Source organism: Streptantibioticus ferralitis, from assembly GCF_029223525.1.
Classification (GTDB): domain Bacteria; phylum Actinomycetota; class Actinomycetes; order Streptomycetales; family Streptomycetaceae; genus Streptantibioticus_A; species Streptantibioticus_A ferralitis.
The window spans coordinates 40,527-61,577 of sequence record NZ_JARHTQ010000032.1; the positions used below are offsets into that span (position 1 = coordinate 40,527).

18 protein-coding genes and 1 tRNA gene are annotated in these 21,051 nt (G+C 71.0%); 13 read left to right on the forward strand and 6 right to left on the reverse strand.

Going from position 1 to position 21,051, the window contains the following annotated elements; translation table 11 throughout:
* Nucleotides 1-444: 444 nt before the first annotated feature.
* Nucleotides 445-1,314: a LuxR C-terminal-related transcriptional regulator gene (locus P2L57_RS32725; RefSeq protein WP_275820775.1), complete on the forward strand. Its 870-nt coding sequence runs from the start codon at nucleotides 445-447 to the stop codon at nucleotides 1,312-1,314.
* A gap of 58 nt (nucleotides 1,315-1,372) precedes the next feature.
* Here the strand turns inward: P2L57_RS32725 and P2L57_RS32730 are convergent, their stop codons facing one another.
* Complete coding sequence (locus P2L57_RS32730) at nucleotides 1,373-1,870, reverse strand: MarR family winged helix-turn-helix transcriptional regulator (protein WP_275820777.1); 498 nt, start codon at nucleotides 1,868-1,870, stop codon at nucleotides 1,373-1,375.
* A 141-nt stretch (nucleotides 1,871-2,011) separates the two neighbouring features.
* Here P2L57_RS32730 and P2L57_RS32735 point away from each other — a divergent pair, with 141 nt between their 5' ends.
* Nucleotides 2,012-2,821, forward strand: coding sequence for a trans-aconitate 2-methyltransferase (locus tag P2L57_RS32735; protein WP_275820779.1), 810 nt, complete (start codon nucleotides 2,012-2,014; stop codon nucleotides 2,819-2,821).
* Nucleotides 2,822-2,893: 72 nt separating this feature from the next.
* Here the strand turns inward: P2L57_RS32735 and P2L57_RS32740 are convergent, their stop codons facing one another.
* Complete coding sequence (locus tag P2L57_RS32740) at nucleotides 2,894-3,592, reverse strand: TetR/AcrR family transcriptional regulator (protein WP_275820842.1); 699 nt, start codon at nucleotides 3,590-3,592, stop codon at nucleotides 2,894-2,896.
* Nucleotides 3,592-4,575, reverse strand: a complete 984-nt coding sequence (locus P2L57_RS32745) for an acyl-CoA desaturase (protein ID WP_275820781.1) — start codon at nucleotides 4,573-4,575, stop codon at nucleotides 3,592-3,594. Before P2L57_RS32745 ends, P2L57_RS32740 begins: the two co-directional genes overlap by 1 nt.
* Before the next feature lie 272 nt (nucleotides 4,576-4,847).
* On the opposite strand from P2L57_RS32745, the gene P2L57_RS32750 reads away from it, so the two are divergent.
* The 7 genes from P2L57_RS32750 to P2L57_RS32780 all read left to right on the forward strand — a co-directional run bounded on the left by P2L57_RS32750 (nucleotide 4,848) and on the right by P2L57_RS32780 (nucleotide 10,357).
* Nucleotides 4,848-5,528, forward strand: a complete 681-nt coding sequence (locus P2L57_RS32750) for a hypothetical protein (RefSeq protein WP_275820783.1) — start codon at nucleotides 4,848-4,850, stop codon at nucleotides 5,526-5,528.
* Between the two features lie 29 nt (nucleotides 5,529-5,557).
* Nucleotides 5,558-5,629: transfer RNA gene (locus P2L57_RS32755), tRNA-Gln, on the forward strand.
* Nucleotides 5,630-5,743: 114 nt separating this feature from the next.
* Nucleotides 5,744-7,198 carry a bifunctional UDP-N-acetylglucosamine diphosphorylase/glucosamine-1-phosphate N-acetyltransferase GlmU gene (gene glmU, locus P2L57_RS32760; RefSeq protein WP_275820785.1) on the forward strand — a complete coding sequence of 485 codons (1,455 nt, stop codon included), beginning with the start codon at nucleotides 5,744-5,746 and terminating at the stop codon, nucleotides 7,196-7,198.
* A 131-nt stretch (nucleotides 7,199-7,329) separates the two neighbouring features.
* The gene (locus tag P2L57_RS32765) at nucleotides 7,330-8,307 is read left to right on the forward strand and encodes a ribose-phosphate diphosphokinase (RefSeq protein ID WP_275820788.1); all 978 of its coding nucleotides are present in this window, start codon (nucleotides 7,330-7,332) and stop codon (nucleotides 8,305-8,307) included.
* A 223-nt stretch (nucleotides 8,308-8,530) separates the two neighbouring features.
* Nucleotides 8,531-9,109, forward strand: coding sequence for a 50S ribosomal protein L25/general stress protein Ctc (locus P2L57_RS32770; protein ID WP_275820789.1), 579 nt, complete (start codon nucleotides 8,531-8,533; stop codon nucleotides 9,107-9,109).
* A gap of 90 nt (nucleotides 9,110-9,199) precedes the next feature.
* A complete protein-coding gene (gene pth / locus P2L57_RS32775) occupies nucleotides 9,200-9,787 on the forward strand; it encodes an aminoacyl-tRNA hydrolase (RefSeq protein WP_275820791.1) in 588 nt (195 codons plus the stop codon).
* Between the two features lie 66 nt (nucleotides 9,788-9,853).
* Nucleotides 9,854-10,357 carry a hypothetical protein gene (locus P2L57_RS32780; RefSeq protein WP_275820793.1) on the forward strand — a complete coding sequence of 168 codons (504 nt, stop codon included), beginning with the start codon at nucleotides 9,854-9,856 and terminating at the stop codon, nucleotides 10,355-10,357.
* A gap of 25 nt (nucleotides 10,358-10,382) precedes the next feature.
* Here the strand turns inward: P2L57_RS32780 and ppc are convergent, their stop codons facing one another.
* Complete coding sequence (ppc, locus tag P2L57_RS32785; protein WP_275820795.1) at nucleotides 10,383-13,133, reverse strand: phosphoenolpyruvate carboxylase; 2,751 nt, start codon at nucleotides 13,131-13,133, stop codon at nucleotides 10,383-10,385.
* A 216-nt stretch (nucleotides 13,134-13,349) separates the two neighbouring features.
* On the opposite strand from ppc, the gene P2L57_RS32790 reads away from it, so the two are divergent.
* Nucleotides 13,350-14,663, forward strand: coding sequence for a sensor histidine kinase (locus P2L57_RS32790; RefSeq protein ID WP_275820797.1), 1,314 nt, complete (start codon nucleotides 13,350-13,352; stop codon nucleotides 14,661-14,663).
* 70 nt (nucleotides 14,664-14,733) lie between these two features.
* Here P2L57_RS32790 and P2L57_RS32795 read toward each other — a convergent pair whose 3' ends face one another.
* Nucleotides 14,734-15,237, reverse strand: a complete 504-nt coding sequence (locus P2L57_RS32795; protein WP_275820844.1) for an SUKH-3 domain-containing protein — start codon at nucleotides 15,235-15,237, stop codon at nucleotides 14,734-14,736.
* Between the two features lie 20 nt (nucleotides 15,238-15,257).
* Nucleotides 15,258-15,803 (reverse strand): YwqJ-related putative deaminase, encoded by a 546-nt coding sequence (locus P2L57_RS32800; protein WP_275820799.1) that lies wholly within the window; start codon nucleotides 15,801-15,803, stop codon nucleotides 15,258-15,260.
* 302 nt (nucleotides 15,804-16,105) lie between these two features.
* Between P2L57_RS32800 and P2L57_RS32805 the strand changes: the two genes are divergently transcribed.
* From P2L57_RS32805 to P2L57_RS32815, 3 genes are all read left to right on the forward strand, one after another.
* Nucleotides 16,106-17,278: an SMI1/KNR4 family protein gene (locus P2L57_RS32805; protein WP_275820801.1), complete on the forward strand. Its 1,173-nt coding sequence runs from the start codon at nucleotides 16,106-16,108 to the stop codon at nucleotides 17,276-17,278.
* Between the two features lie 9 nt (nucleotides 17,279-17,287).
* Nucleotides 17,288-19,879 carry an SUKH-4 family immunity protein gene (locus tag P2L57_RS32810; protein ID WP_275820804.1) on the forward strand — a complete coding sequence of 864 codons (2,592 nt, stop codon included), beginning with the start codon at nucleotides 17,288-17,290 and terminating at the stop codon, nucleotides 19,877-19,879.
* 245 nt (nucleotides 19,880-20,124) lie between these two features.
* Nucleotides 20,125-21,030: a coiled-coil domain-containing protein gene (locus tag P2L57_RS32815; RefSeq protein WP_275820806.1), complete on the forward strand. Its 906-nt coding sequence runs from the start codon at nucleotides 20,125-20,127 to the stop codon at nucleotides 21,028-21,030.
* Nucleotides 21,031-21,051: the final 21 nt, after the last annotated feature.

The following is a 21,051-nucleotide window of genomic DNA, read 5'->3' on the forward strand; positions in this document are numbered from 1 at the left end:
GCCGCTTACCGCGTCACCGGACAAGCGCGTACTTTCTCGTACGCGCCCCCCCGGGGGGGCGCCGGGCACGCACGGCCGCCGCCGCGCTTCGCCTCGCGTCGGCACCGGGTGGCCGAATGCCGTCCATGGGCGCATGCGTGCGGGCGTCCACGGGCCGCACTTCGGGCTCGCAAACGCTCCGCCTTTCACGCCCCTTCACGCCAAAAGCAACCGTCACCCGCCCGAGTTCGGTGTTCCGGCCCCGATTGTCGGTGATTCGCCCTACGCTTTTTCGTGGTGCCGGTGGGGGCCGACACCGATCAGGGGGTGAGGCACGCGGGTACGGCGCCCGCGGCCAGGGTAGGCAGCACCGCACGACGGCGGTCGCGCGGCTGTGGAGCGGCGCCCGCGGCCAAGGTGTCGACCCGCGCCCGTCCGCCACCTGCCAAGGGGGAGAGTGATCGCGTGGCCCGTATTCGCGTTCTGGTCGTCGATGACCACCGCATCTTCGCCGAGTCGCTCGCCGCCGCGCTCGCGGCCGAACCCGACGTCGACGTCTCGGCGGCGGGCAGCGGCCCGGCCGCCCAGCGCTGCCTGGAACGCGCCGCCGCCGACGGCAGGCGGTACGACGTCCTGCTGGTGGACGCCGACCTCGGCAGCGTCGGCCCGGCCGCCGCCACAGCACACGCGCCAAGCCCCCAGGCGTCCAGCGCCCCTGCCCTCGCCAAGCCGCCCGCACCGCAGGTCCCCGCACCGCGCGGCCCCGAACCACGCGACCAGCGCCTCGACACCCCCCGTATGACGCCACCGCCCACCGCCGACCCCTACGACGGCATAGGCCTGGTCGAGAGGGTCCGCGCCAACCATCCCGGGACCCGCACGGTGGTGCTCGCCGGGCGCGACGACCCTCGTCGGGCCGCCCGCGCCCTGCAGGCGGGCGCCTGCGGCTGGGTGGCCAAGGACAGCTCGCTCTCCCGTCTGCTGGTCGTCGTACGCGGTGTGCTGCGTGACGAGACCCATCTGCCTCCCGCGCTGCTCACCGGCGTGCTGCGGGAGCTGACCGCCGCCCGCCGGCACCGCACCGAGAGCGAACGGCTGGTGGAGTCACTCACTCCGCGCGAGCAGGAAGTACTGCGCTGCATGGTCGCCGGGCTCGGCCGCAAGGCCGTCGCCGAGCGGCTCTACCTCTCCCCGCACACCGTCCGCACCCATATGCAGAACGTGCTGGGCAAGCTCGGAGTGCACTCGACCCTGGCCGCGGTGGCGCTCGCCCGGCGCGCCGGGGTGGGGCCCGCCGATCTCGCGGTGCCAGCGGGCAGCGGCACGTCCGCCTAGTGCCGTCTGGTCAAACCATCACCGCGGGAAAGCGGTCGCTTAGCCGGGGAAGCCCCGGTCAGCTGGGGAAGTTGTCGAACGGTGCGGTCAACTGCCGTAGCAGGTCGGCGAGTTCACTACGCTGCTGCGGCGACAACTCGCTGAGGATCGCCCGCTCCTGCGCCAGCAGTCCGGCCAACGCCTCATCCGCCTGGTCCTGCCCCTCGGCGGTGAGGCGCACCAGCACGCCGCGCCGGTCAGTGGGATCCGGCAGCCGCTCGACCAGACCCTTTTTGGCCAGCCTGTCGATGCGGTTGGTCATCGTCCCCGAGGTCACCAACGTCTGGGTGAGCAACTGCCCAGGTGAGAGCTGATACGGCGGTCCGGCTCGGCGCAGTGAGGTGAGGACGTCGAACTCCCACGGCTCCAGGCTGTGCTCGGCGAACGCCAGCCGCCGCGCCCGATCCAGATGCCGCGCCAGCCTGCTGACCCGGCTGAGCACTTCAAGCGGTCCCACATCGAGGTCAGGGCGCTCGCGGCGCCACGCAGCCACCAGCCGATCGACCTCGTCCTCCATGCCGATCAGTGTAGTGGTTGTGTCGACATGAAGTCTCTTGATGTCGAGAGAATAAAAGTTGGATCGCATGGGCAATGTCGGCCACAGGAGGCCCCCTGCGCCTCTCGCACAGAACGAGCACCTCACCTGAGGGGATCCGCCATGCACCAGGCGACCTGGGATCCGCAGCAGTATCTCCGCCACTCCGGGCACCGGACCCGACCCTTCCACGACCTCCTATCCCGCATACCCGAACTCCCCCACACCCCCGCACACATCGCCGACCTGGGCTGCGGCCCCGGCAACGTCACCGCCGTCCTCGCCGACCGCTGGCCCGACGCCCACATCACCGGTCTCGACAGCTCCGCCGAAATGCTCGAAGCCGCCCAGGAGTACGCGGGCCCCACCCCCGGCGGCGGCAGCCTGCACTTCCGGCGCGCCGACGCGGCCACCTGGACCCCCGACCAGCGCTACGACCTCATCGTCTCCAACGCCGCACTCCAATGGGTCCCCAACCACCCGGACATGATGCCCACCTGGATCGAGGCCCTCGCCCCCGGCGGCACCATCGCCCTCCAGGTGCCCGGCAACTTCACCTCACCCAGCCACGCCCTGCTCGCCGAACTCTGCGACGCCCCGCAGTGGCGCGACCGACTCCCCGGCCACGGCCGCGGCTATGTACACATCCTGGAACCCGCCGGATACCTCGAACTCTTCGACACCCTCGACTGCACGGTCGACGCCTGGGAAACCACCTACGTCCAACTGCTGCCCGGTGACGACCCCGTACTCGACTGGACCAAGGGCACCGCACTGCGCCCCATCCTCACCGCACTCACCGATGACCCGGCCGCCCGCGACGAATTCCTCGCCCAATACCGCGACCTACTGCGCAAGGCCTACCCCGCAGGACCGCGCGGGACCGCCTTCCCCTTCCGTCGCGTCTTCGCCGTGGCAACCAAGAAGAGCTGACCCCGAATAAAAGGAGCCCCCGGACAGCCGTCACCGGCCCGGAGCCCACGCCACGCGGTCACACCCCGGCCGCTACGCCTTACGGTGACCTATCAACCGCGGCTTGGGCTCCAGGCCGGACAGTCCGTTCCATGCCAGATTCACCAGATGCGCGGCCACCTCGGCCTTCTTCGGGCGCCGCGCGTCCAGCCACCACTGCCCGGTCAGCGCGACCATCCCGACCAGCGCCTGCGCGTACATCGGCGCCAGCTTGGCATCAAAACCGCGCTGTTTGAACTCCAGCCCCAAAATGTCCTCGACCTGCGTCGCGATATCACTGATCAATGACGCGAACGTACCGGTCGACTGCGCCACCGGAGAATCCCGCACCAGAATACGGAAACCATCCGTCGACTGCTCGATGTAATCCAGCAACGCGAACGCCGCCTGCTCCAGCAACTCCCGCGGATGGCCACCGGTCAACGCACTCGTCACCATATCGAGCAGTACCCGCATCTCGCGGTCCACCACAACCGCGTACAGGCCTTCCTTGCCACCGAAATGCTCGTACACCACCGGCTTGGAGACACCCGCCTGATGCGCGATCTCCTCCACCGAAGTGCCCTCGAAACCACGCTCCGCGAACAGCGCCCGGCCAATGTCCAAAAGCTGCTCGCGACGCTCCTTGCCGGTCATCCGCACCCTGCGGCCGCGCCGCGCCGACGCGGTGGCCGTCCTGCTCGCGCCCTTGACTTCGCTACCGGTGCTGCTGTCGCTCCCCACAGCACTCATCATGCCGCCTTGGCGACATCTTCCTTACGCCGGGCAGCGATCCGATCCGAGTCCGGCCAGCGCACATCCGTGGCCCAGCCCAGCCGCTCGAACCATCGAATGATCCGCGCACTGGAGTCGATCTGGCCGCGCAGCACACCATGCCGCGCGCACGTCGGATCGGCGTGGTGCAGGTTGTGCCACGACTCACCGCACGACAGCACCGCCAGCCACCACACGTTGCCGGACCGGTCCCGCGACTTGAACGGACGCTTGCCCACCGCGTGGCAGATCGAGTTGATCGACCACGTCACATGGTGCAGCAGCGCCACCCGTACCAGAGAGCCCCAGAAGAACGCCGCGAACGCCCCGGTCCACGACATCGTCACCAGACCACCGACCAGCGGCGGGAACAACAGCGAAGCCGACGTCCACCACACGAACTGCCGCGAGATCGCGCGAATCGCCGGGTCCTTGATCAGATCCGGCGCGTACTTGTGCTGCGGGGTCCGCTCCTCGTCGAACATCCAGCCCACATGCGCCCACCACAGCCCCTTCAACAGGGCCGGAACCGTTTCGCCATAACGCCACGGCGAATGCGGATCACCCTCCGCGTCGGAGAACTTGTGGTGCCGTCGGTGGTCCGCCACCCACCGCACGATCGGCCCCTCCACCGCCAGCGACCCGGCGATCGCCAATGCGATCCGCAACGGCCGGTTCGCCTTGAACGAGCCGTGCGTGAAGTACCGGTGGAAACCGACGGTAATCCCGTGGCAACCGAGGAAGTACATCCCCACCATCAGCCCGAGATCCAGCCAGCTCATCCCCCAACCCCAGGCGAACGGGATCGCCGCCAGCAGCGCCACGAACGGCACGCCGATGAACAGGGCCAGGGTGACCTGCTCGATCGAGCCTTTCCTGTCGCCGCCAAGCGTGGCAAGCGGCAGTTCCTCCTCGGGCCCGGGTTCCCGGGACTCGGTGATCACGTCCGGCTGTGTGGTCATGGATGTCCCTCGGATGGGAAGCGGCTACGGAGCTACGGAACCGTAACCTACGGCGTCGTAAGTATGGCAGGGCCAAACGCAACGAGCACATAACGCACACCCGGCCACCAGAGGAATCTGCCCGCCCCAGATGGCCTTCAAGGGGCCGGGCGAAAGAACTTCCTACGAACCGAACGTGTGAGGGGTGCGGCTGATCGGGTGAGTGCACTCGATCGGTTGATTGGGATTCGAACTTCTTGGGTGGGTGCTGGGTTCGAATGCATGCTCGGTGCATGACTGCTGCAAAGCATGAACTGCAGGTGCGGGCAAGGGAGTTGAGGCTCGCGGGGAAGACGTACGACGAGATCGTCGAAAAGTTGGGGGTGTCGAAGAGTTCGGTTTCGTTGTGGGTGCGGGACCTGCCCCGGCCTCAACCTTCACCGGAGCGGACGCGCCGAATGCGGGAGGCGAGCTGGGCGTCGTACCGAAGGCGGCAGGCGCTGTTGCGGAGGCAGGTGAAGACTGCCGCCGCGGCCGAGATCGGGCCGATGACGGACCGCGAGCTGTTCCTGGTGGGGGTGGGCCTCTATTGGGCTGAGGGTGAGAAGGACAAGCCTCACCAGCTGCGTGAAAGGCTCACATTCGTCAACAGTGATCCCGACGTGATCCGTGTCCACTTGGCGTGGCTCTCTCTGTTGGGAGTCGAAGCTGAACGGCTGCGGTTCCGCGTGATGATCCACGAGTCTGCGGACGTGGCGGCGGCAGAGCGCTACTGGGCCGATCTGGCGGGCGTGGACGTCGCGTCGCTGGACAAGACCACGCTGAAGAAGCACAACCCGAAGACGGTCCGGAAGAACGTGGGAGAGGGGTATCGCGGCTGCTTTGTGATCCGGGTGTTGAACAGTGCGGACCTATACCGTCGCGTCGAAGGCTGGTGGTACGGCATAGTAGGGGGAGCCAGCCGGACGGAGTGAGCGATTGTCCGTTTTGGTTATCTTTGCTATCCGCTGTGGTGTAATCGGCAGCACGGGGGTTTTTGGTGCCCCTTGTCCAGGTTCGAGTCCTGGCAGCGGAGCTCAAAGTTCGAATCCGGGTCCTGACCGCCAGGTCGGGACCCGTCCGCATGTGTGACCCTCTACCCCTCGGTATCCTGCGGATGTCCACACCCCAAACGCCGAGGAGCCCCCCCGTGAGCCCCATCCGTCCGGCTGCCGTCGTCGTCCTCGCCGCGGGTGAGGGCACCCGTATGAAGTCGGCCACGCCCAAGGTCCTGCATGAGATCGGCGGGCGGTCGCTGGTCGGCCATGTTGTCGCCGCGGCGCGTGAACTGGCGCCCGAGCACCTCGTCGTGGTCGTCGGCCATGGACGTGAGCAGGTCACCGCGCACCTCGCCGGGATCGACCAGGCCGTCCGCACCGCCGTCCAGGAGGAGCAGAAGGGCACCGGGAACGCCGTCCGTACGGCGCTTGACTCGCTCGCCGAACAGGGCACCACGCTCGACGGGACCGTCATCATCACCTGCGGTGACACCCCGCTGCTGACCGCCGACACGCTGCACGCGCTGGCCGCCGCGCACGAGAACGACGGCAACGCCGTCACCGTGCTGACCGCCGAGGTGCCCGACTCCACCGGTTACGGGCGGATCGTGCGGGACGGCGGCGGCGCCGTCGCGGCGATCGTCGAGCAGAAGGACGCCACCGAGGCGCAGCGCGCGATCACCGAGATCAACTCGGGGGTGTTCGCCTTCGACGCCAAGCTGCTCGCCGAGGCGCTGTCCAAGATCACCACGGATAACGCACAGGGTGAGGAGTACCTCACCGACACCCTGGCCATCCTGCGGGCGGCCGGTCACCGGGCGGGCGCGGCGGTGGCCGCCGACCACCGGGAGATCCTGGGGATCAACAACCGGGTGCAGCTCGCCGAGGCGCGCCGGCTGCTGAACGACCGGATCCTGAACGCGGCGATGCTCGCCGGTGTCACGGTCGTTGATCCGGCGTCGACGTGGGTGGACGTGTCCGTGGAGTTCGCACCGGACACCGTGGTGCACCCGGGGACGCAGCTGCACGGTGCGACCCGGTTGGCGGCGGGTGCCGAGGTCGGTCCCGAGTGCACGCTGACCGACACGGTCGTGGGTGAGAACGCCCGGGTGATCAAGTCGGTGACGGAGGGCGCTCAGATCGGTCCGGGCGCCAGCGTCGGCCCGTACGCGTATCTGCGGCCGGGGACGAAGCTGGGGCCGCAGAGCAAGGCCGGCACCTACGTCGAGATGAAGAACGCCGTGATCGGTGAGGGCACGAAGGTGCCGCACCTTTCGTATGTGGGTGACGCAACGATCGGTGAATACACCAATATCGGTGCGGCGAGTGTCTTTGTGAACTACGACGGTGAGCGTAAGCACCACAGCACGGTCGGCAGTTACTGCCGGACCGGCGCGGACAATATGTTCGTGGCGCCGGTCACGGTGGGGGACGGGGTGTACACCGCGGCCGGGTCGGTGGTCATCAAGGATGTGCCGGCCGGCGCGTTGGCCGTTGCCCGTGGTCAGCAGCGGAATATCGAGGGCTGGGTGGTCCGCAAGCGCCCGGGAAGCGCGGCCGCGAAGGCGGCGGAGCGGGCCTCTGGACAGCCGGAACAGGGTGAGTGACGGAGGTCTCGTCGGTGCACGGCGGTGCCGGTGGGGGCGTACCGTATGAGTGCACGTAAATTCCGCCAGCTTCCCGACGAGTGGGCGAAGCTGCGTCGAACACCAGTCGAAGTCATCAAGGAGACGGTGCAGTGACCGGGATCAAGACGACCGGTGAGAAGAAATTGATGCTCTTCTCCGGCCGCGCCCACCCCGAGCTGGCGGAGGAGGTGGCGCATCAACTGGGTGCTCAGTTGGTGCCGACGAAGGCCTTCGACTTCGCGAACGGCGAGATCTACGTGCGGTTCGAGGAGTCGGCGCGTGGTTCGGACGCGTTCGTGATCCAGAGCCACACCGCTCCGATCAACAAGTGGATCATGGAGCAGCTGATCATGATCGATGCGCTGAAGCGGGCATCCGCGAAGCGCATCACCGTGGTCGTGCCGTTCTACGGCTACGCCCGCCAGGACAAGAAGCACCGTGGCCGTGAGCCGATCTCCGCGCGGCTGATGGCCGATCTGATGAAGACGGCGGGCGCGGACCGGATCTTGACGGTGGATCTGCACACCGACCAGATCCAGGGCTTCTTCGACGGTCCGGTGGACCACCTGTTCGCGCTGCCGCTGCTGGCGGACTACGTGGGCACCAAGGTGGACCGCAGCAAGCTGACCGTGGTGTCGCCGGACGCGGGCCGGGTGCGGGTCGCGGACCGCTGGTGCGACCGGCTGGGCGCGCCGCTGGCCATCGTCCACAAGCGGCGTGACCCGGATGTGGCGAACCAGGTCACGGTGCACGAGGTCGTCGGTGATGTGAAGGGCCGGATCTGCGTCCTGGTCGACGACATGATCGACACCGGTGGCACGATCTGCGCCGCGGCGGACGCGCTGTTCGCGAACGGCGCCGAGGACGTGATCGTGACGGCGACGCACGGTGTGCTGTCGGGTCCGGCCGCCGATCGGTTGAAGAACTCGAAGGTGAGCGAGTTCGTCTTCACGGACACCCTGCCCACGCCGGGCGAGTTGGAGCTGGACAAGATCACGGTGCTGTCGATCGCGCCGATGATCGCGAGCGCGATCCGCGAGGTGTTCGAGGACGGCTCGGTGACGAGCCTGTTCAACGGCGCCCACTGAGCGCCTGCGGCGCGCGGTGTGAAGGGGTTCTTCCGGGGGCCCCGCCCCCGGACCCCGGGGGCGGGGCCCCCGGCTTTTGGCAGCGGGTAGACTCCTTGAGTTGCTCGGCGAGGGAGACCGCTTCGGCGGTGATCCGTTATCGACGCGCTTTCGAGATTTCGAGGCAGGTCCGTCGTGGACCGAGCGGCAGATTCCGTATCCGTCGTCCACGAGGAGTGCCGACATGTCCGAGGTGAAGATCGCCGCCCAGCTGCGGTCCGAGTTTGGTAAGGGTTCCGCGCGCCGCGCCCGTCGTGAGGGCAAGGTTCCGGGCGTTGTCTACGGTCACGGTGCCGCGCCGGTGCACGTGGCGCTGCCGGGCCACGACCTGATGCTCGCGCTGAAGACCCCGAACGTCCTGATCAGCCTGGAGATCGACGGCAAGTCCGAGCTGGTCATCCCGAAGGCCGTGCAGAAGGACGCGATCAAGGGCTTCCTGGAGCATGTCGACCTGCTGCAGGTCAAGCGGGGCGAGAAGGTCTCCGTCGAGATTCCGATCCACGTCGATGGTGAGCTGGCCCCGGGCGGCAACCTGCTTGAGCACGTGCTGAACGCGCTGCCGGTCGAGGCCGAGGCCACCCACATCCCGGAGTCGGTGACCGTCTCCGTGGCGGGTCTGGAGGCCGGTGCTTCGGTGCTCGCCAAGGACATCGCGCTGCCGCAGGGCACCACGCTGGCCGTTGAGGCGGACACCGTGGTCCTCCAGGTCGTGGCCGCGCAGGCCGAGGGCGAGGCCGCCGAGGCCGAGGGCGCGGACGCCTAAGGGCTGCCGGCTCGGCATGCTTGTGCGAACCGCCGTCCGGCCATGGCCGGACGGCGGTTCGCTTTGCGGTACGTTCCAGGAGAGGTGAGCATGAGCGCGACGCAGAGTGCCCCTGAGGGACCGTGGCTGGTGGCCGGTCTGGGTAACCCGGGGCCCGAGTTCGCGGGCAACCGCCACAACATCGGCTTCATGGTGGCGGATTTGCTGGCCGAGCGGATGGGTGGCCGGTTCAAGTCGCACAAGGCCAGGGCCCAGGTGGCGGAGGGGCGCATCAGCGGCCGGCGGGTGGTGCTGGCCAAGCCGATGACGTTCATGAATCTGTCGGGTGGGCCGGTGACGGCGCTGCGCGACTTCTACAAGATCCCGGTGGACCGGCTGATCGTCGTCCATGACGAGTTGGACATCGACTACGCCACGCTGCGGTTGAAGAAGGGCGGCGGTGACAACGGTCACAACGGGCTGAAGTCGATCACCAAGTCGTTGGGTCCCGACTATCTGCGGGTGCGGTGCGGGATCGGGCGTCCGCCGGGGCGGATGGAGGTGGCGACGTTCGTGCTCAGGGACTTCTCCTCCACGGAGCGCAAGGAGTTGGACTGGTTCGTGGACCGTTCGGCCGATGCGGTGGAGGCGCTGATGGCCGAGGGGCTGGAGCGCGCGCAGAGCACGTACAACAGCTGACGGACGCGGTCGCCGTCGGCATGCGGCGGTTGACCGGGCGGCGGGCGATGGCCAAAGATCGCCCGCATGGTCACCCGCACGGTCAAACGGAGTCGTGCCCGCCGGATCGGCGAGAGCGCGTACGGGCTGCTGCTGCTCGGCAAGTTGTTGGTATTCGCCGCGGTGGTGCTGGTGGTGCTGGCCAGCGGGGCGTGGATGTCGTGGAGTTGGGGACAGGGCGCCTGGGCGTCGGGCCGTGAGCAGGGGGCGATGCGCGTGGTGTCGTGCGACGACAGCGTGTGTTCCGGGCCCTTCACACCGAGTGGTGCGGGTTCGCCGCGGGCGCGGGTGACCATCGACAAGTCGGTCACCAAGCGGACCGGGGAGACGATCGACGTGTGGGTCGTGCCCGGATCCGACGAGGTGGTGCGGACCGGGCTGCCGGGTATCGCGCACGCCTTGGTGCCGTTCGCCGGGGCGCTGCTGCTGGCGGCGCCGGTGATCGCGGCGGGGTTGCGGCTGCGGCGGGTGGCGTGGGGAGCGGTCGCGGCGGGGGCGGCGTTGCTGGTGGCGGCCTTCGCCCTCGGCTGATCGCCGGGGGCGAAGGCCGGACGGGTCAGCCGGTGTTGCGCAGTCCGGCGGCGACGCCGTTGACGGTGAGCAGCAGGGCGCGGCCCAGGGCGGGGTCGGGTTCCTCGCCGGCTTCGACTGCCTGCCGCTGCCGGTGCAGCAGTGCCACCTGGAGGTAGGAAATGGGGTCCAGGTAGGCGTCCCGCACATGGAAGGTCTGCTTCAACACCGGGTTGGAGTCGAGGAGTTCGGCTTCGCCGGTGAGGTGCAGGACCTCGTTCATGGTCAGTTCGTGCTCGGCCTCGATGGTGTCGAAGACGTGCTTGAGGTGGTCGGGCACGAGGGTGTCGACGTAGTGGCGGGCGATGCGCAGGTCGGTCTTGGCCAGCGTCATCTCCACGTTGGACAGGAAGTTCCGGAAGAAGTGCCAGTGCTGCCGCATTTCGTCCAGCGTGGTGTCCAGGCCCGCTTCGCGCGCGGCCCTGAGGCCTGAGCCGACACCGAACCAGCCGGGGACGATCTGCCGGGACTGGGTCCAGCCGAACACCCACGGGATGGCCCGCAGCCCGTCGAGTCCGGCGCCCGAGTCCGGGCGGCGGGACGGGCGGGAGCCGAGGTGGAGTTCGGCGAGCTGGTCGACGGGGGTGGCGGCGAAGAAGTAGGCGGGCAGGTCCGGGTCCTCGACCAGCCTGCGGTAGGCGGCGTGGGCGGCGTCGGAGATGTGGTCCATCGCGGCGTCCCAGCGGGCCAGCGCCTCTTCGGGCTGCCGGGGCGCGGTGTGCAGGGCGGAGGCCTGCAGGGTGGCGGCGACGGTCAGTTCCAGGTTCTCCCGGGCGAGTGAGGGGATCAGGTACTTGTCGGAGATGACCTCGCCCTGCTCGGTGACCTTGATCTCGCCCTCCAGGGTGCCCCAGGGCTGGGCGAGGATCGCCTCGTGGGTGGGGCCGCCGCCACGGCCCACGGTGCCGCCGCGGCCGTGGAAGAGGCGCAGCCGTACCCCGTAGCGGTGGGCGACGTCGCGCAGCCGCCGCTGGGCGCGGTGGATCTCCCACTGGCTGGTGGTGATGCCACCGAACTTGGAGGAGTCGGAGTAGCCGAGCATGACCTCCTGCACGTCGCCGCGGAGGGAGACGAGCTTGCGGTAGGAGGGGTCGGCGAGCATCTCGTCGAGGATGCGGTCGGCCTGCTGGAGTTCGTCGGTGGTCTCCAGCAGCGGCACGATGCCGATCCTGGCGACGCCGCCGTGCAGATCGATCAGCCCCGCTTCACGGGCGAGGACGGCGGCGGCGAACACGTCGTCGGCGCCCTGGCACATGGAGATGATGTACGACTCGACGACCTCGGGGCCGAAGCGCTCGAACGCCTCGCGGATGGTGTGGAACACCCCGAGCGTCTTGGCGCCCGCGGCGTCCATCGGCGCGGGGGTGGGGGCGAGCGGGCGGCGGGAGCGCAGTTCCTTGGCGAGCAGCTTGCGCCGGTAGTCGCGCGGCATGTCCGCGTAGCGCCAGGACTCCTCGCCCAGGCGGTCGAACAGCTGGCCGAGGGCGTGGTGGTGGGCGTCGGCGTGCTCGCGGACGTCCATGGTGGCGAGCTGGAGGCCGAAGGAGGCGATGGTGCGCCGGACGCGCTCCAGGCGCCCGTCGGCGATCAGACCGCCGCGATGGGCACGCAGCGAGTCCTGGAGCAGGCTGAGGTCGTGCAGCAGCTCGCCGGTGCCGAGGTAGTCGCGGCCCGGCGCGTGTGCGGTGCCGGCGGCGAGCCGCTCCCGGGTGTTGATCAGCTTCTGCCGGATGCAGGTGGCCTTCAGCCGGTAGGGCTCCTCGGCGTTGAGCCGCTTGTAGCGCGGGCTGATCTCCGGCAGGTTGGCCAGGTCCTGGTCCAGGGAGGCGAGGAGCTCGTCGCTGGCACCGCAGTTGCGGATGGAGTTGGACAGTGCGGCGCGCAGGTCGTCGACGAGGGCGAGCGCGTCGTTGATCCCGTGTTCGTGCTGGAGGATCAGGACCTCCCAGGTCACCTGGGGGGTGACGTTGGGGTTGCCGTCGCGGTCACCGCCGATCCAGGTGCCGAAGGTGAGCGGGCGGGTGTCGGCGGGCAGCGGGGCGCCGACGCGCTCCAGTTCGGTGGCGAGGTCCTCCAGTACGTCGCCGGCCGCGCCCTGGAACAGCTCGTCGAGGTAGTAGACGGCGTTGCGGGCCTCGTCGGCCGGCTCGGGGCGCACCACGCGCAGTTCGTCGGTCTGCCACAGCAGGTCGATGTTCTCGGCCAGCCGCAGGTCCTGGCGGCGGTGGTCACCGCCGGAGGCGTCCCGGGCCTCCAGCAGCGCGGCGATACGGCGCAGCTTGTTCAGTACGCTGCGGCGGGCCGCCTCGGTGGGGTGGGCGGTGAAGACCGGCCGTACGTTCAGGTGCTTGACGGTCTCGCGCAGGTGGTCGCGGTCCGCGTCCTTGAGCTGGTCGGCGGTGCGGGCCAGCAGACCGCCCTCGGCGGCGCGGTGGGCCCGCAGTTCGCGGCCGCGGTGCACCTGCTCGGTGATGTTCGCCAGGTGGAAGTAGGTGGAGAAGGCACGGACCAGCTTGGTGGCGGTCGGCAGGTCGGTCTCGCCGAGCAGCCGGGCGGCTGCTTCGCCATCGCTACGGGTCAGTGCCCGGACCCGCTCGACCAGGTCGAGCAGTTCCTGGCCCTCTTGGCGGACCAGCGTCTCCCCGAGCAGTTCTCCCAGGCGGCGGATGTCGGCGCGCAGGGCGGCGTTGTCCGCCGCGTGGTCTGTCGGGTCGGGCGTGGTGTCGGCGCTGCTCACAGGTGCGGCTCCTTGGCAGGGAACGGCTGACGGTGCGGACCGCGCTGTCCGACGGGCACCAGGATATGCGCCGCCGCTGACGGCGGTCGCGGCGTCCGATGGGTGGGCAGCGGAGCGGTTTGCGCCGCCCGTTCTGTTCGCCCCACCTGCGCCGGTGGTGGGCGGGTACGGGCGGTGCCCGGCTGGTTCGGGTGCCGGGCCTTTAGGCTGACAGGTATGACGATGACGGGGGTCACGGAGCCGGACGTGCCGGGAGGCGGTGCGCCCGGTGGGCCGTGGTGGTGGGCCAGACGGCGCAGCCTGGTACTGGATGCGTCACTGGCCGTGGTGTCAGCGGTGGAGTGCGCGGCGGAAGGTGTCTCGTTCGCGCACAGCAGCGGGATTCCGGTCACGCTGGGCATGGGCTTCGGGTTCGTGGTCGGCGCCACGCTGCTGTTGCGGCGGCGCTGGCCGATCGCGGTGGTGCTGATCGCGCTGGCGGTCACCCCGGCGCAGATGGGCCTGGTGCTGGGGGTGGCCAGCCTGTACACGCTGGCCGCGTCCGATGTGCCGCGGCGGATCATCGCCTCGCTGGCGGTGATGACCGGGGCCGGGACGCTGATCGTGGCGTTCATCCAGACGCATCACGACGTCGTGCGCCATGGCAGCAGCCCGAGCGCCAAGTGGGGCGTGGTGGCGATCACGGTGCTGGTGGCGGTTGGCCTGACCGCGCCGCCGGTGCTGCTCGGCCTGTACGTGGGGGCGCGGCGGCGGCTGGTGGAGACGCTGCGGGAGCGGGCCGACGGTCTGGAGCGGGAGCTGTCGCTGCTGGCGGAGAAGGCGGGGGAGCGGGCCGAGCGGGCCCGTATCGAGGAGCGGACCCGGATCGCCCGCGAGATGCATGACGTGGTCGCGCACCGGGTGAGTCTGATGGTGGTGCACGCCTCGGCGCTGCGGTCGGTGGTGCGGGACGATCCGGACCGTGCGGTGGGCAGCGCGGAGCTGCTCGGTGACATGGGCCGCCAGGCGTTGAACGAGTTGCGGCAGATGCTGGGCGTACTGCGTACCGAACCGGCGGCGGGCGGGGCGGCGCGCCCGGCGGAGCCCGTGGTGCGGCCGGTGCCGGCGGTGACCGAGCGGTCGGCGGAACCGGACGGTGACGGTCCGTACCTGGCGCAGCTCGGTGTGCTGGTGGAGCAGTCGCGGGCGGCCGGAATGGCGGTGTCGCTGTCGGAGGAGGGTGACCGGCGGCCGTTGGCGGCGCCGGTCGAGCGGACCGCGTACCGGGTGGTGCAGGAGGCGCTGACCAACGTCCACAAGCACGCGGTCGGCGCCACGACGCTGGTACGCGTCGCGTACCGCGCCGAGGAGATAGCCGTCCTGGTGGAGAACGGCCCGCCCGACGGCCAGCCGTCGGCCGGGCTGCCCAGTGGGGGCAATGGCCTGGTCGGCATGAAGGAGCGGGTGTCCGCCCTGGGCGGCGGTTTTGTGGCGGGACCCAGCCGCAGCGGCGGGTTCCGGGTCTCCGCGGTCATTCCGGCCCGGGTCTGAACCCGGGTTCGCGTCCGACGGGAGACCGCCGGTCGATGTGGCCGTCCCGGGGGGCCTCCCCCGGGACGGTTCAGTATCCGCTCACCGAAAGCCGAATGGGCCGGGCCCCGGTGACCAGGCCGGCCGCGGCCTGGTCGAAGGTCTCGCCCAGGTACCAGTCGCCGGTGTGGTCGATGGCGTAGACCCGCCCCTGCGCGTCGATGGCCAGATGCGCCTGGCCGTCGGACTCGATCCCCAGCGGGCATACCTCGGTGTCCAGCGCGCGGCCGAGGTCCGCGAAGGTACGGGCGAGGTGCAGCCCGCGCAGCGGGTCGACGACCAGCCCGGTCGGCGCGACCTCGCGTCCCTTCCCCTTGTGCGCCGGGATCGCCAGTTCGCCGAATTCCGCCCAGACCTCGACGGCGGCCGGGAAGACGGCGTGCCGGTGGCCGCCGGGTGAGACGTACCCGCGCAGCTCGTCGGCCCATATCTCGGCCTGCTTTATGTCCCAGCGGCTCGGCTGCCAGCCCGCCGCCCGCAGGGCGGCGTCCACGGTGTCCGGGAAGCGGGGGGTCGTGCCGCCGTCGCCGTCCATCGAGGTGCTTTGCACCGGGGTCACTCCTTGTCCTGGGTCGGGTCGACGGCGCGTACCCCGAAGTGGGCGAGCAGCGGGGCGCAGGTGCGGCACGGCGAGGCGTACGCCCCGTGCTCCGGGTCGCCGTCCTCGCGGATCCGGCGGGCGGTGAGCTTGCTGTGCTTGAGGGCCTTGCGGGCTTCGCTGTGGCTGAGCGGTCTGCGGGCGGCGCGGCCGCTGCGCCCGGCGGCGAGGGCGGTCAGGAACCGGGACAGCAGTACGGGTTCCGGACATCGCCCGGTGGTGCGGGTGCGCTGCGCGATGGGCAGCCCGGCGAGGAACGCGGCCACCAGCGGATGGTGTTCCGGCGGGGTGTCGCCCTTGGCGCCGGTGCAGGTCAGGGTTTCGCCGCGGACGGACAGGGCGGCGGCGACGGCGGGGAGGATGCCGTCGCGCCGGTGCCGCAGCACCGGCGGCGGACCGAGCGGGCGGGTTCCGGTACCACCGCCGCTGCTCCAGCTGAGCCGCGGATCGGTGGATATCGCCTCCGCCGTCGCGCCGGTTCGCGATTGTTGTGTTGTCTGCAAGACCGTGCTTCCCTCCCGTGCATCCCCCGTTGAGAGGGCCAGCCTGCCAAATGTGCCTGTTGGTACGGAAGGCGGGCGTAAATACGGGAGATTCGTCACGTGACGGTGACGGGATTGTGGGGACGGTGACTGGGTTATGACGGTTTTCCATCCCAACCTGCCGCAACGCTCCCTCAACGCCACTGCCGTGACACGTCGTTGGCCGGGGCGTGACGTCCCGGCAGCGCAGGTGCCGGATCCGGGGTGTTGCCACACCCCATAGGCTGTGCTGCAAGCGACAGATCCATCAGGGGGCATCCGCCATGACGACAGGTCGGCTCGGGGCGACGGCCGCCCCGCCGAACGCTGCCTATGCCGGGCAGGTCGTGCACTTCCCGGACCCGATCCGGGCCGCCCGCTACCCGCAGGGCGTGTGGGTGGACGAACACGGCTATCCGGACTTCTCGCCTTATGCGCGAGCCGCCGCCGAGATCGCCGAGCCCCCGGAGGGCTTCGGCGTCGACGAACTCCGGCTCACCGACTACGTATCGGCGAACGCCGCACTCCACCACGCGGGCCACGAGCTGTTCACCCGCCCGTCGCCCACCACCACCCTCAACGGAGGCCCTGCGGGCCGCGGCGCCAATTCCGCGTCGCCCACCACCACCCTCAACGGAGGCCCTGCGGGCCGCGGCGCCAATTCCGCGTCGCCCACCACCACCCTCAACGGAGGCCCTGCGGGCCGCGGCGCCTATTCCGCGTCGCCGGTCGCCACCCCGCACGGCTGGACCTGGCACCACGTCGTCGGCAGCCGCCGAATGGAGCTGGTGCCGGTGGAGGTCAAGGCGCTGCTGCGGCACCACGGCGGGCTGGCGACGGCCGCGGCCGACCAGGACAAGCGCGGCACACGCCCGTTGCAGGAGACCCGGCCGGTGCACTTCGCGGTGTCAGAAGACGTCGACGCCGGCGAACCCGAGTCCGTGTTCGCAGCCCTCGGCGAGCGGCGGCTGCGCGAGGTCGAGGAGGACCTCGGCTACCGGCTGCCGGGTGCGTACCGCGGCTTCCTGAAGGCATCGGGCGGTCGCCCGGCGGTCGGCGTCGCGCTCGATCCCGACCTCGGACTCCTGATCGACCAGCCGTTCTTCGCGGTACGGGACGAAGCGGCCACCGATGACCTGCGGTACGCCAACAAGTGCCTGCGCGACCACCTCACCAAGGACTACCTGGGCATCGGATATGTGCAGGGCGGTCTGCTGGCGGTGAAGGTCAAGGGCGAGCGGATCGGCACGGTGTGGTTCTGTCCGTACGACGACGCGCGCGACACGAACGACTACTGGGACTCGCCGCAGCAGAGGGTCGGTTCGCTACTGCTGCCGTGCGGTGATGATTTCGACGCGTTCCTGCTGCGACTCGCGGGCAATCCGCCGGAGTTGGAAACCGTGGCGAACCTGATGGTGGACGGCGGCTTCGCGCAGGCCGTCCCGGTGGAGGAGTGAGTCGGCCCAGTGGTTACTTTCACGCAGGCGCGCGAGCGCGCCGAGGCCTGGGTCAACGGTGACGTACCGGCGTACGAACGCCGTGAGGTGCGGGTCCGGGAGTTCGACCTCGGTTACGTCGTCTGGGCGGAGGACCGCGAGGACGGCCCGACGTCGGACGGTGCCCGGTCGCGGCTGGTCATCGCCCGCGAGGACGGCCGCACCACGCTGTGGCCCGCGCTGCCGGTGGACGAGGTGATCCAGCAGTACGCGCTCGCGTACGGGACCGCCGAGGAGCCGGAGCCCGAAGCGGTGGCCGAGCCGCCGAAGCGGCTTGACCTGGAGGCGACTTCGTTCCTGCTGAGCCCGCCGCAGTGGCTCCAGGACGCGGCCGACAAGCTGGGCATTCCCGATCAGCGCCGGTCGTCCGGGCGCACCGGACAGGGCGCGGCCGCTTCGCCGGCGGAGGCGGCCTCGACCGCGTCCGCCGCGGCCGCCGATACCGACTCGGCCGCCTCGTCGGCGAGTTCGGCTCCGCAGGCCGCGGCAGCCGCCGGTCCGGGGGACACGGGCTCGGTCACGGCCACCGGATCGACCAGCGCGTCGTCGGCCACCCCGTGGGCGGATGCCAACGCCGACTCGGGCGCGGCCTCCGCGGCGGCGTCCGTAGCGCCGCCCGCGACCGTTTTCGCGCCGCCGATCAGCGGCTCGGACGGTCTGGACACTCCGCCGCCGGGTGCCCGTGCGGACGCCAAGACCGAACTGCTGCCGAGCGGCAGCGCGTTGCCGCCGACCCGGATCGCGCCCGCGCTCGACGATGCGGCCTCCGGCGGCCCGGCGACGCCCCCGCCGCCCGCCACCAGCACCCCGCCGCCGGGCTGGAACGCCCCGGGCGGCCAGGCCACCCCGCATCTTCCGCCGCCCACCGGGCCCGCGGTGCACGCCACCCCGCCGCCCGGCTGGCTCACCCCGGGGGACATCGCGGACGCCGAGACGTCCAAGGCGATGCCCCGCGGTAAGACGCCGCCGCCCGCCCCCGCGGCCGGTGGCTACATCCCGACCCAGCTCATGCCGTCGTTGGACGCCGACGGCCCGAAGCCGCCGGGCGCCCCGACACCTCCGGGTGCCCCGATGCCGCCCCCGGGTGCGGGCGGCGGCAACCATGCCGCCGCGACGATGCTCGCCACGCCGTCCGACCCGCTGGGCGGCCCCGGTGGTCCCGGCACTCCGCCGCCTCCGCCGCCTCCGCCGCCGCCGGGAGTCGCCGGTGCCGCCGGGCGTCCCGGCGGCGCGGCCACTGCGCCGCCCGCCGCGCCTGGCGTGCCGGGTATGCCCCCGCCGCCTCCGGGCGCGGGGGGCGGTGCGCATGCGGCGGCCACCATGCTCGCCAGCGGTCCCGGCGGGCCCGGTATGCCCCCGCCGCCTCCCGGCGGCCATGCGCCGGGGGGGCCGGGCATGCCCCCGCCGCCGGGTGCGGGGGGCGGTAGCCATGCCGCCGCGACGATGCTCGCCGCGCCCTCGGGCCCGCCCGGTGCACAGGGCGGTCCCGGCATGCCTCCGCCGCCGCCCCCGCCGCCCGGTGCGGCCCACGGGGCTGCCGGGGGCGGCTACGGCTTCCCGCAGCCGCCGCAGGGTGTGCCGGTCGTCGGACCCGGCTACATGGCCGTACTGCGCTACCGCGCCACAGACGGTTCCGAGCAGCAGATCATCCGCCGCTCCGCGCCCGGCACGCCGCACCCCGAGTGGCAGATACTGCACGAGCTGCGGTCGTTGAACGTTCCGCCGCAGCAAGTGCTGGAACTCCACACCGAGTTGGAGTCCTGCGAACTACCCGGCGGCTACTGCGCCCGGATGATCCGCGAGACCTGGCCGCAGGTACGGATCAGCCACACCGCGCCGTACGGCCGCGACCACGCCTCGCGCCAGCAGGGCGTGCAGCATCTGCTCACCCACCAGGGCGAGTTGGCGCAGGTCGCGGACGGTCCGGCGCGCCCGCGTCCGCAGCGTGTGCCGTTGCCCGACCCGCAGCAGGTGCAGCGCGTTCCACCGGTTCCGCTCGACGCCATCGGGCAGGAACTGGCGCAGGCGTTCGGCCCGCAGGGCGTGTTCCGTTTCGATCAGCGGGCGGTGGCCCGCCAGGGTGTCCCCGACATCGTGGCGCAGACGCTGGTCTGGGCCGGTCTGCCGACCGACTTCGGGCCGTTCTTCTGGGCGCAGGCGCAGCCCGGGCGCCCGGTGCCGACGCTCGCCGAGGTCGCCGCGGAACGCGGTGTGCAGGCGGCGCCGGACGCGGCGTCGTACCTGGTCATGGGCAATGACTTCGGCAGGCAGCTGTGCGTGCAGTACGGAACCGCGTACATCATGGCCGTACCGCTGGAGGCGGCGCCCGGTGCGCAGTCCAGCCCGGCGCAGTTCGTCAACTCCAGCCTGCCGGAGTTCGCCCGCTGCCTGGCGCTGCTGGGCCGAATGTGGCGGCTGCGGCTCGGCCTCACGCCCGACCAGGCGGGTCGCTGGACGGTCGACTTCCAGTCGCAGCTCGCCGCGCTCGACCCGGCGGCGCTGGCCTCGCCGGACCACTGGTGGGCGGTGCTGCTCGAGCAGATGTGGGACGGACTGCTGTAGCGGTCCGCGATCCAACGCGAAAAGGCGCGCCCCGTCGATCCCGGCGGGGCGCGCCGCTGTTTTCCGCCGCGGGACGGCGCGGACGGCGCGCGGGCGCGCTCCGGCGCGATACCGCGACCCCGAGATGGGGCGGTTCGGGCGCGTCGTGACGCAGGCTGGGTAGAGGGTCAGCGGAGTGTTGCGGCATGAATATTTCGCCCAAATCATGAAAGATAGGGCGGGTTAGCAGAGACAAGGGGCTGAGCATGGTGATGTCGATGACCCCCGAGGGCTTCAGCACCGCCGCACGGGGCCGCGGCTACCGGGTCGAGCAGGTCGATGCCTTCCTCGCCGCCCTGTCAGCGGAACGCGACGCGGCCTGGGAGCGCGCCGCGCGCCTGACGGTTCTCGCCAACGAGATGGACGCCGAGGCCACCGGCCTGCGGGCGGCCATCGAGGCGCTCGGTCCGGTGACGTACGAGGCCCTCGGCGCGGGCGCGCAACGGCTGCTGCGGACGGTCGAGGAGGAGGCCGCGGACGTACGGGACCGGGCGGAGGCCGAGGCCCGGCGCTCGTACGAGGCGGCGGAGCGGGCCGGGCAGGAGCTGAGAGAGCAGGCGGTCGCGGAGGCGCGGCAGCGCGGAGCCACCGCCGAGGAAGCCGCCGAGGGCGTGTGCGCCGCGGCCGAGCACTACGCCGCGCAGGTGCGCGGCGCGGCGGCGCAGGAGGCCGCCCGGACCCGCGAGGAGGCCGAACGCGCCCTCGACGGCGTCCGGCAGGACGTCGCGCGTACCGTCGCCGAGCACGAGAAGGAGCAGCGCCAGCGGCTGGCGGAGATGGGGAGCCAGCTCGCCGAGCGCGAGGCGGCGGTGGACGGCTACCTCACCGACCTCGCCGACCGGGCGGAGCGGCTGCTCGCCGACGCACAACACGCCCACGCCGACGCGGAGGAGACGGCCGCCCGCCGTGCGGCCGACGCGGACGCCGAGGCCGCGGCGATCGTCGCCCAGGCACAGGCGATGGCCGAACGCGTCGCCCGCGACAGCGAACGCGAACTGCGCGAGCACGAGGTGCGCCGCGATGAGATCAGCTCCCATCTGACCCACGTCCGCACCAGCCTGGCCACCCTCACCGGCCGCCCGCTGCCCGACCAGACCCCCGACCGCCCCTAGCGCCCCTGGCCTGGGCCCCCC